The sequence below is a fragment of the Vibrio sp. HI00D65 genome, assembly GCF_001635455.1.
Taxonomy (GTDB): Bacteria; Pseudomonadota; Gammaproteobacteria; order Enterobacterales; family Vibrionaceae; genus Vibrio.
On sequence record NZ_LWEH01000144.1, the window covers coordinates 61,079 to 71,733 of the forward strand.

General features: G+C 43.6%; 9 protein-coding genes. 6 read left to right on the top strand and 3 right to left on the bottom strand.

Annotated features, from left to right (window positions below; translation table 11 throughout):
* Positions 1–2: 2 nt before the first annotated feature.
* Both A3712_RS12530 and A3712_RS12535 read left to right on the top strand, forming a co-directional pair.
* The gene (locus A3712_RS12530) at positions 3–1,622 is read left to right on the top strand and encodes a M91 family zinc metallopeptidase (RefSeq protein ID WP_063523712.1); all 1,620 of its coding nucleotides are present in this window, start codon (positions 3–5) and stop codon (positions 1,620–1,622) included.
* A 196-nt stretch (positions 1,623–1,818) separates the two neighbouring features.
* Positions 1,819–2,001 carry a hypothetical protein gene (locus A3712_RS12535; protein WP_063523713.1) on the top strand — a complete coding sequence of 61 codons (183 nt, stop codon included), beginning with the start codon at positions 1,819–1,821 and terminating at the stop codon, positions 1,999–2,001.
* A 161-nt stretch (positions 2,002–2,162) separates the two neighbouring features.
* Here A3712_RS12535 and A3712_RS12540 read toward each other — a convergent pair whose 3' ends face one another.
* Entirely contained in the window at positions 2,163–2,684 is a 522-nt protein-coding gene (locus tag A3712_RS12540) for a DUF2058 domain-containing protein (RefSeq protein WP_063523714.1), read from the bottom strand.
* 345 nt (positions 2,685–3,029) lie between these two features.
* Here A3712_RS12540 and A3712_RS12545 point away from each other — a divergent pair, with 345 nt between their 5' ends.
* Together A3712_RS12545 and A3712_RS12550 are read left to right on the top strand one after the other, a co-directional pair.
* On the top strand, positions 3,030–4,364 hold the full coding sequence (locus A3712_RS12545; protein ID WP_063523715.1) for a sphingomyelin phosphodiesterase: 1,335 nt from the start codon (positions 3,030–3,032) through the stop codon (positions 4,362–4,364).
* A 14-nt stretch (positions 4,365–4,378) separates the two neighbouring features.
* Entirely contained in the window at positions 4,379–5,335 is a 957-nt protein-coding gene (locus A3712_RS12550) for a hypothetical protein (protein WP_063523716.1), read from the top strand.
* Positions 5,336–5,387: 52 nt separating this feature from the next.
* Here the strand turns inward: A3712_RS12550 and A3712_RS12555 are convergent, their stop codons facing one another.
* Complete coding sequence (locus A3712_RS12555) at positions 5,388–6,422, bottom strand: AraC family transcriptional regulator (RefSeq protein WP_063523717.1); 1,035 nt, start codon at positions 6,420–6,422, stop codon at positions 5,388–5,390.
* Between the two features lie 158 nt (positions 6,423–6,580).
* Here A3712_RS12555 and A3712_RS12560 point away from each other — a divergent pair, with 158 nt between their 5' ends.
* Together A3712_RS12560 and A3712_RS12565 are read left to right on the top strand one after the other, a co-directional pair.
* On the top strand, positions 6,581–7,594 hold the full coding sequence (locus A3712_RS12560) for a DUF2804 domain-containing protein (protein WP_063523718.1): 1,014 nt from the start codon (positions 6,581–6,583) through the stop codon (positions 7,592–7,594).
* Positions 7,595–7,669: 75 nt separating this feature from the next.
* Positions 7,670–8,518, top strand: coding sequence for a sterol desaturase family protein (locus A3712_RS12565; RefSeq protein WP_063523719.1), 849 nt, complete (start codon positions 7,670–7,672; stop codon positions 8,516–8,518).
* Between the two features lie 52 nt (positions 8,519–8,570).
* On the opposite strand, the gene A3712_RS12570 is transcribed toward A3712_RS12565, so the two are convergent.
* Positions 8,571–10,400 carry a ricin-type beta-trefoil lectin domain protein gene (locus A3712_RS12570; protein WP_063523720.1) on the bottom strand — a complete coding sequence of 610 codons (1,830 nt, stop codon included), beginning with the start codon at positions 10,398–10,400 and terminating at the stop codon, positions 8,571–8,573.
* Positions 10,401–10,655 lie beyond the last annotated feature (255 nt).

Genomic DNA, 10,655 nt, shown 5'->3' on the forward strand with positions numbered 1-10,655 from the left:
CTATGAAAATCAAAATCACACGAATCTTTATAACCTTATTACTTCTCATTAATTCAAGTCATACATTAGCAGGAAAAGGGGCCGAATTCGGACTCTTTTATGATGCTCCCGACGGCGTAAAAGTTATCGAAGGATACAATTCCTCGGCTTATGGAAACCTCTATCGCATGTCTAGAAATCTATACGTGCAAACCAAAAGTGACGCCTACCTTGCAGACATGAGCGTGTTGATTCGCAACCTGCAGCTATCGCCAACAGGGCGTGAGATTTTGCGACAAATCGCGACCTACGAGCCCGTAAATGCACCCGGTGACGAGGTTGAACCGCTAATAGAACATACGGTCGGAGTCGATCAATCAAAGGCTACTGTTGTCACGGTTATCCGAGAACCTGAAGGCCCAGGTCGACTATTCGAGACAGTACCTTCGTTATTCGAAGATCAACAAAAGGCTTCGCTAGCATGGCTACGACAATCTAATGGTAAAGGGGTATCAAATACGATTTTCTTCTCCACCACCGAGATGGTTAATATTCCAGGGAAGAACACACCATTTGATCAAACTGTCGCTTTAGGACATGAGCTCATTCACGCTCGTGACTTTGCTTCCGGCGCTGTTCCACAAGGCAATACACCTCAATCTCATCGACATCCCGACACCAACCAAATCACAGAATATATCATTCCGAATTATGAGTACCAAACAACAGGAATTGCACACTACAACAACGCCGAAAACGGGCGAGACCCTGTGACTGAAATCAGTAGTGCCAGACAGTCAATGATCAACCTTCGCGAAGAAATGTATTTCAATTGGAAAGCATTGGGACAAGAAAAGGCGAAGGCATATTTAAGAAATGAAAAAGTAGTGAGCGAGTTTCATTTGGCTGATGAGCTGGGAAAAGAGAAACGTAATACTTATTGGCCGAAAGAGCACTACAACTATCAACCCTATACTCTTGAAACCAGACCGTCTGCAACACCTCAGCATGCCCCTAAATGGGATACTGTAGAAGGAAAGCAAGCTCATATAGAAGTTAAACAAGCGCTCCAACAATCATTAAGTGAAGGGAATAACCCTGCGATTGTTATCGTTGATGCAACCGAACAGCGCCTTTCCCAAAGCCTACAAAACTCGCCAGCGCTCACACGAAGAGGCCTTAGTAACCAGAGTTCCATTTTGAAATACGCAGCACAGAACGACATCAAAGTGGTCAACCTATACAGTGCCGCGAATGAAACACCACTGAGCTCGTTAAAGAAACGAAAAAAGAATCTGCTGTATCGAGCGATCTCCGGTCAAAGAACAGGAGAAACACAAGGTTACCGAGACGTCCAGTACAGCCAAGACAACCAAACAGCCCTAACCTCAGCACTGGAAGACAACGACGAAGTGTTAGTAATGGCCTACTCTGACGGCAAAGTAACAACAAATGTTATCGACAGCCTTTCAGAAAACACACAAAAACAAGTGGTGGTATCGCGATACGCTAACTTGGATTACCAGCCATCAAACCTTAGCGCAGAAGAAAGTACGGCCTGGAAAGCGCTAGGTAAAAAAGACAATGTGAAAATGCTTGGAGGTGGTAGCCGCTCTCGCTTCAATATATGTAGCATCCAGTAATTAGGGCTCAAAAAGCCAGCTTTTGATTAACTAAACGTCATATAAAACTGCCCCTTTGTTAGTGACTAACAGTAATTTCAAAGAGCTGGTTTATGACAAACAAACTCGTTACGTGACTTAAAAGTGCAATCACAACGACACAAAAGTTTGAGTTAATGAAGCCGACTAAAGACAGAGATCCCTAACAGGAGGAGCTATGAAATACTGTCCATGTTGCTCAACAGAGTTAATTGAACGAGACGATATACATATTTGTCCACGTAACGAAATTGGTGACTGTTATTTTGATGGTTATGAGCAATCTCATATTGAATATCATCAGCTCAACGACTACCCATTAGATTCAGCATTCGGTATCACAGAGGTTATCGCTGACTAGCTCTTATAGAGTTGAAAAACAGAGTTTGTCTCGCTATCAAATCGTTTGGGCTTAAGTTTGTATTCACCAAAATTAAAAAGCCCTGATGTTATTATCATCAGGGCTTTTTTGTCTTTCAGCGCCATCAACATGCAACGAATCAAGTAGCGGCTAACTTGGTGTTACCACATTAGATCATCAGGGATCACGAAGTCTTTGTACGGATCATCCTCGTCCACTTCATCAGTGCTTGCTGTTTGAGTATCAACGATTGACTCCTCATCACGCATCGCGATTTTTTTTGCTACCGCGGTCGGAATCACAACATAGCTTTCACCTTGACGTGCAATGCTCAAGATACCTTTACTCAATTGCTTTTGAGTCAGCTCTTCAACGTATAGGTATTTAACCAAAGTGCCATCGGTGAAGTTATATTTGATCTCACCATTTTTTAGGTCGATCTTGTTCATGTCGATCAGCTGCTTCACTTGAGCTTTGATCTCCTTGCTCAACTGCTTTTCTTTCAGCTGCTGGTTTAACTCTTTATCTTTCGCTTGCTGCGCTAGTTTGTTTTCTTCTGCTGCCGCTTTTGCTTCACGAGCTTGAACACGAGACTTTTTAGAGCCTTTCTTCGCCTTCTTTAATTTTTTCTCATTTACCAAGCCAGCTTTAAGCATCTGTTCTTGGAGTGTTAACTTTGCCATGACTTTCCCAGTTCAGGATTAAAAACGGTACTATCATACCTTTTTTTCGAGTTTCTGTTTACCAGACAAGAGTAAATTACCCAACAATTCCAAAATTAATACGTCCTCTAAAAACGGCTTCTCGACCTTTCTCTTAGTCAATACCAACTCACCTTCCATCTTTATTGCGCGCGCGTAACATTTATCATTCAATTAGGGCAATGTTTTCATTTTCAATAGATGGCTAATTTTATAAAACCTTGGCGTGTATCTCATAATTCAATATTGCTTATAGAGTTATAAATCAAGCGCAATATCTATTGACTACGTTATTCATTACACCCATTAGTAAGGATAACGTAACCAATGAAAAATCAATGGACTAGCTTAAGTGCATTACTCGCATCAGCTTCATTCTTAGCAACCCCTGCTATCGCCGATACCGACGTGTATCTGACCAATAACACTAATCAAGTAATGACGATTCAAGCCAATCACAGTGGTACAGACCTCCTTAAGTTTGGAGAGGAATGGCAACAACACATCGACACAATTGGCCCTTGGGAGACCAAAAAACTGATCAGCTTTAATCGTTGGACAGGCGTCAAATCAGGGGAAACTTATCAATTCAACACTGTGGTTTCGAATACTGTGGGTGAAAGTATCACTCTCAATCAAACCATGGAGGGACACTGGTATAACTCGACATTACAACAGGGCTTAAGTGCCGCTGATGTTAATCTGAGACTCTATGATGACCGTAATATCCATCGCAGTACGACCGATGCCTTTGACGTGAATACCGAGCTTGCACTAAAAGCCGATAACACCGCACGCTACGATGATATTTACTACACCATCACTCCAGACAAAAAAGACGAGCAGCCAGAACCTGATGCGAATACGCTGAAAGTCATGACGTATAACATTTGGGCTCTTCCTGCAATCGCATCCCACATTGGTGATCGCTACGACCTGATCCCTCAATATGTCAAAGGCTATGACGTACTCGCACTTCAAGAGGTGTTTGCCAATGGTCGAGATGAATTCTTACGTGAACTGGCCAAAGAGTACCCTTACCAAACTAAGATGCTCGATAAAGATGGCATCAACATCTATGACGGCGGTGTGATCATTGTCAGCCGCTACCCTATCGTTAACGAAGCTCAGTATGTATTTCCCGACTGTACCGGCACTGATTGCTTTGCTGACAAGGGTGTGAACTACGCTGAGATCATCAAAAGTGGCCAGGCTTACCACGTATTCGGCACTCATACTGCGTCATTCGACACCACAACGGCACGCAACTACCGACAACGTCAATTCAGACAAATGCGCGAGTTAGCTATATCCCTTGATATCCCAGCATCAGAAACCGTTATTTACAGCGGCGACTTCAACGTGAACAAGCTTAAATTCCCTAGCGATTACCAAGAGATGTTTGCCAATCTTCAAGCAATTGAACCCGAGTATTCAGGTTATACGGCGTCGACATTCGACCCACGTATTAATAACTTCGCTGGCGAACCAATGTCTGGTGGAGAAAACGTTGAATATCTTGATTATGTCGTCGTCAGTTCTGAGTACGCGGTTAAAACTCAAAACAATAACCGCGTCGATGTGCCTCGCTCCACCAGCAGTGAACTTTGGAAGCATTACAATCTTTCAGACCACTTTCCTGTTGGTGCAGTGATCAAGTAGGCGGTAAAAAATCTATGCAACGCGTTATATTAATCATCATGCTCACCATATTGGTGAGCATGGTCGGCTATTCATGGTCACCAAAAGAACCTAAAACTAGCTATTCTTCGGCTGAATACGAACACGTTTCTGCCCCCATCGAAGAACGCCCTGTAACCATTAGTCACATCGACGACAATCGAACAAACACTTCATACTCAACAGATGAAGCAGAACCTTTTGAGCATGTTGCTTTTGCAGAGCAACTGTTAGATCTCGAGGGTAAAACCTTGTTCAGCACGCTCAACCAGTTTTGGGCACTGTGCCAACAAGCTAGCAACTGCAGAGAACAACTCACTCTGTTACAAGATGAGTTATCGAGCGAATGGTTTGAATTACTTAGGCACTACCCAACTCTCTCTGTAGAGTGGAAATCGGTAGAAAGCACCATGCCTCTTGAATCAATAGAGACCTTAGAGGAAAAAGTAAGCGTATTTAAACAGTCCGCACTACAAGTATGGGGAGAACTCGCCCCCCAGTTGTTTTCCGATCAGCTCGCACACTTAAACTTCACGCTTAGCGCTAGCTTGATCAAAGAAGTCGAAGCGACGGAGTTTGTTTCACATTACCGAAACTTACTTATGGAATGGGACGGACAAGCCGAAGTATTAAACGCAGATACAGCAGCTAAGAAATACGAACTCGCTATCTCGTTACTTCCGAGTAGCCTGAGTCCAACCGAGCTAGCCTCCATTAAGACAGAACTGCAAGAGATATATTTAGATGAAGCACAAGCAAACAATATTATGGCTCGTGAACAACAAGTAGCGCAGCAACAGCAAACGGTGGCGACTTATCACGAACAATTGGCTCAACTTAAGTCGTCATTATATGTGCTGCGATCCACTAGCCATAGGGACTGGAGTAGCCAAGAATGGAATAGCTACTATCAACAACAGATATATAGCTTTCGGGAGAGCTTCTTTAAATAACGTAGTTCAACAAGATAGCCTCAAATCACTAGCCAGCTAGCGTGAGAGCGGATCAGCTGAGGTCATCGCGAAACTGTGCTGGTGATTTATGAAGCCAGCCCTTAAATGCCCTTCTGAAATTGGCAGGATCATTGTAGCCAAGCCTTTCACCAACATCGTCAATACTCATGTTTGTAGCGAGCAGTAGCTCTTTGGCCAGTTCAACTCGCACTTCTGTCAGTAGCTGCTGATAACTCGTTTCATAATTGCTCAGTTCGCGCCTAAGGGTACGAGAACTACAGCCAAACTGTTCTGCGAGACGCTCGATACTCGGGAAATGACCTGCAGTTTGGTAAAATATGGTTTTGATTTGGTTAGTAAGCAGATGCTCAGACTCCAATGTCTCAACAATCGACTGACAAGACCTGAGGTAACGTTTTAGAGTCGAGGCATCATGAGTCGGTAACACTTGAGATAAGACAGAGGCATCGAACCTGAGTTCACAGACATTGTGCTCAAAAGTGACCTCACACTGAAAGCGCTTATCATAAAGTTTTGTGTAATTTGGGCTGGGATAAGGTAACAAGAGCCCTTCAATAGATAACGGTTCTCCGGTCAACTCCTTAAACAAAGAGACGATTGAGCTAAGAAAGTACTCGCTACAAAAAGGAAGTAATTCACCTACCTCTAGAGTGTTGTCGATTTGTATCGCAGCGAGTTCGCCATCACGAATCAACTTTACAGAAAAGATAGGCCCATTTAGCCGCAGATATTTAAAGCCTGCTTTGATCGCCTCTTCAACACTTGGGCTGGTTGATAACGCAAAACCTAACACCCCAAAATGACTCAAGCTTGCATGCTCCCCAAGCGACAAACCTAACCCCTCATTTGGTAAATTCTGATTCGCAACACGGAAGATAGACAATTTATCCCCGTATGTGAGCTTTCCATTTTGGTCTCTCCAGTTTAGGCAATCTAACCCTGCACAACCAAGCAGTGTTTCAACGTTCACGCCTTTTTGCTCTAACGTATCGAGTAAAAGTGTGACATCTAAGGTACCTAACTGGTGCCGATGCTCCGTTGGCATGTACTCTGCGATAATATCCAATCCAATCTCCCTCATCACTCATTGCACTTCGGTCACTAAGGTATCCCATCGTGTTCAAGTCGTGAATTGACGCGCACTCTTGTCCGAATATGACCTCCAAATTCTACTAAACTCATCGCAAAATGGGGGTAATTGTTAAACTAATGTGAAGCCTCGCAATGATAAAAACACTTCCAGCTCCAGACTGCGTGATTAACTCCAAAGGTCAACCAACCATTGGGCATTTCGATGGCATCCCAAAGCAACTGAACATAGAAAACTTCGATTATCGAAACGCCATGGACGCAAAAGCAAACCCTTGGCATAAACACTTCCATTACAAACAATTTCAGTTTGTAAACTTAATTACACAGACTCACATCATTGGCGTTGCTATTGCTGACATTCGTTACTTGAGTTCGGCATTTTTTTACGTATACAACATAGAGAGTAACCACTTAGAAGAGTCCAATTGGCTGCGACCTTTAGCGCTTGATAAGCAAATCACTCACTCCCCCTTTGAAGGTACGACAAAAATTGCAGGTCAAAGCATTATTTTCAATATCAAAGAAGGACAGTGGAACGTTGCAATCAACACCAAGCTCATTAATGCTGATTTTTGCTTGCTGCCAGCTCCCGATAGCTTACCTATGTCGATGTGCACACCAACTGGTTATTCAGGGTGGACCTACACCCAAAAACACAATGCACTCAAAGTAACTGGGACACTTGAGATAAACCAAAATGAGGTATCTCTTGTCAATGCACGTGCTGGCTATGACTTTTCCGCTGGATACATGCGACGTGAAACCAGTTGGCGTTGGGCTAGCATCAATACGCTAGTCAATAATACGAACATTGGCCTTAACCTCGCGGCCGGTGTCAATGAAACAGGAGGCTGTGAAAACGCACTTTGGGTTAACGGGACCCGGCACTTACTTAGTGATACTCAGTTTACATTTAGCCGCCAAGACATACATTTACCTTGGCAGATAACGTCTGCAGATGGACGTATCAACCTGACTTTTACTCCCCTCAACCATCGTAGCGAGAAACTCAACCTATGGCTGTTAAAGAGTAACTTTCGCCAGTTCATCGGACACTTTTCTGGTTCAATCCAAGACAATGATGGTATCACGCACCAACTCGATCATGTATTTGGTTTAACGGAAGACCACTTTGCTCGTTGGTAACAGAACTCTCGTGGTGACTGAATCACAGACGATGAATTCGACACCTCAAGTATGACTTCTCAACAAGGATACAACATGAATATCGACGCTTTAATCAATCATCCAGAATGGCTACTGTTGGTACTGGCACCTTTATTCATGATTTGCATGCTGGCCGAGTATTTTATTGGTCAGAAGCAAGGCCGATTACCAGATAACTCCAGTTATATGCTATCCGAGGTGATCTGTAATTTCACATTGGCAGGCATGCATCAGCTGTCGGATCTATTGACCGGGCTGCTGATCGTTCAGCTTTACCTCTGGTTATTTGGTTGGCGTTTAATGGACATTGAGATGGGCGTGTTGAGTTTCATGGTGCTCATGATTTTACAGGATTTTTTCTATTACTGGTTCCATCGAGCGAGTCATCGTGTTCGCTGGATGTGGGCCGCTCATGTCGCTCACCACAGCTCAAAAAGGATGAACTTTAGTACTGCATTTCGTCAAAGCTTAATGTACCCAATCGCAGGGATGTGGCTATTCTGGGTCCCCCTCGTCATCATAGGTTTCGACCCTAAATGGGTTGTCTTTGTGGTGCTTTTAAACCTAGGTTTACAGTTTTTTGTCCACACACAGTGGATTCGAAGCTTAGGGCCTCTTGAATATCTCTTTAACACACCATCACATCACCGAGTACACCACGGCAGGAACCCGCAATACATCGATAAAAACTACGCTGGTGTTCTAATAATCTGGGATAAGCTATTTGGTACTTTCGAGCCGGAACTGGAAACGGTGCATTACGGTGTCACCAAACCAGTCAACAGCTTCAACCCAATCACGGTTACTTTCCAAGAATGGAGGCTGATATGGACAGACCTCAAGAATACGCAGCTATCTAGGATGGAGAAAATTAAGCTAATGCTTTCTCCACCTTCTGATTGACACCCTTAGTCTAGAAATAAAAAGCCCGCGCAATGCGGGCCATCCATTGAGCTTATTTCCAACGCCACTGACTACCGTTGATATCAGCTCCCACCAACCAAGTGCGTTCATTCCATTTTAGTGAGTTTGCCAAGCCATTCTTGATCTGACCATTATCCCACCGCCATTGTTGAGTCTCGTGGCTTCTGCACGCCTCTAAGCGGATATCAATACCATTTTGGTCAAGACACATAGTTGGCGCAGCTTTATTGATCAACTTGCCATCCGCATTCATTTTCCACTTTTGATTGTCACCACCGTGACAGCGCCAACCATAAATGACTAAACCTGATTTTGAACCATCGACCTCGGCATCTAAACATTTCAACCCATTTTCTGTCTCAGTAACAATGCCTCGCCATTCACCATCGGTCGCCATGCCACTCGATGCTTCAAACAAAGCCTTCACTACGGATGTGAGTGGTTGAGTGCTTCGAGATGCTCTGCGAGCATTTTCTTGCCAAGATTGAGGTACAGGCTGTGTAATGTCCCACAAGCCTTCACCATCATAGTAAGACTTAGCCACTGTTTGAGGAGTCGGTGTCCACAAGAAATCTGGATGTCGGTTCTGATACCATTCACCACCGATTGCGTTACCATTTTGATCGAGCTCCAAGTCGTAGTAGTAAGTAACGTTAGTAATACCATCGTAACTAGGCAAGTCATTGCGTCTATGAGTTGGGTTTGTCTCTACCACATAACTGACCACCATCTGAACGCCAACCACGCTTTGGGCATTTGAAGAACGGTAACTAGAAAATCTATCTTTACGGTAATCACTCAGGTCAATGGTTACTGCGGCTGGCTGAGAAGCGGTTTGGTTCGTTTGTGGATTAAAATAGGTGACCTTATAACCTACAACAGGCTGATTCCAAACCTGATAGTCGTAGGTTGCATCCATGATTAGGCTACGTTTGGAAATACCCAGTTGATTTAGGATAGATAAGTGCCAACTGGCTGGGTTGGTATCCACACAATTTGGATCGACAACACGACCATTTTCATCTCTCGCCGGGTCTTTTACGTTGCAGCGGCCACCAATAAAGCGGGAATTGAAAGGCGCTTCAGACCATAACAATGTCCCAAGTGCTTTGATATCTGAAGGGTAGAAAGTAAGCGGCTCTCCATTCGCATCAGGTACAATCAGCGATTGCTTCGGTCGAGGAAGCATATAGGCGGCAGGTGCCCAACCATGACAAAGCCCCATCCAACGCTCCACATGACCACGAGACTCATAGTACCCCTTACCCGAATCCCATGAACGTTGCGTCAACGTGAAATTCTCATCTCCAACCAGGAGATCATATTTTTCTGCTGGAGACAAATCATCACGGTCTTGACCTTGATAATACTCTAAAGGTTTTTGCAAGTGACTGAAGTCGAAATAGGCTTGCCAGTTATTCGCTCTCAATTCCGTATCAGCATAACGCCAAGCAAGTGCACCAGAATACAGAGGCCAATACGTATCTGACCAGGGTTGAACATCAAGTCGTGTTTGATTCGGTACCGTTTGAGCCAATTGGTTTAAGTTACGAATCAGACCGTTCCCAGCGTCAACCAAACGAGCAGGATTATCGTTTTGTCGAATCGGTGATAATAAGAATTCTGATATTTGTGAGTTTGCTTCTCCCCTTCTCATAATAGTGTCTCTTATCAAGTCGCGATGACGACTCATATACTCAGAGTCATCGGCAGAGATAGCATGGCCACTTTTTTCAGGAACAGCATCCATGACTGTTTGGGGAGATTCATGAAACGCTTCCATGAATTTGGTGACTTGTAAATCACTTGCGATTGCGGCATATGGGAGCATCGCTGACAGTAAAGTTACGATCGTTTTCATTAAAATTTCTACTCACTCAGTTACTATTGTTATTGATAATAATTACCATTAACGCGATAAAGTAAGCAGAGTGGTTCGCTTTATGAGATAAATCAATTTCACAATCGTGCCAATAAATCAAACTGTGATTCCCTTTCGAATAACAACTCCATTTATCTTCTGAACTAATTAGAACGCGAATTATCTATAAATAATCAGATAGATAGAGAATAAAGTATTAAACCAAGTGCATACTATGTATAATGAAAAGATATT

Excerpts from the sequence above, each read along its gene's own strand:
- A3712_RS12570 (WP_063523720.1), bottom strand. The coding sequence starts at position 10,400 with ATGAAAACGATCGTAACTTTACTGTCAGCGATGCTCCCATATGCCGCA.
- A3712_RS12530 (WP_063523712.1), top strand. The coding sequence starts at position 3 with ATGAAAATCAAAATCACACGAATCTTTATAACCTTATTACTTCTCATT.
- A3712_RS12545 (WP_063523715.1), top strand. The coding sequence starts at position 3,030 with ATGAAAAATCAATGGACTAGCTTAAGTGCATTACTCGCATCAGCTTCA.
- A3712_RS12550 (WP_063523716.1), top strand. The coding sequence starts at position 4,379 with ATGCAACGCGTTATATTAATCATCATGCTCACCATATTGGTGAGCATG.
- A3712_RS12560 (WP_063523718.1), top strand. The coding sequence starts at position 6,581 with ATGATAAAAACACTTCCAGCTCCAGACTGCGTGATTAACTCCAAAGGT.
- A3712_RS12535 (WP_063523713.1), top strand. The coding sequence starts at position 1,819 with ATGAAATACTGTCCATGTTGCTCAACAGAGTTAATTGAACGAGACGAT.
- A3712_RS12540 (WP_063523714.1), bottom strand. The coding sequence starts at position 2,684 with ATGGCAAAGTTAACACTCCAAGAACAGATGCTTAAAGCTGGCTTGGTA.
- A3712_RS12565 (WP_063523719.1), top strand. The coding sequence starts at position 7,670 with ATGAATATCGACGCTTTAATCAATCATCCAGAATGGCTACTGTTGGTA.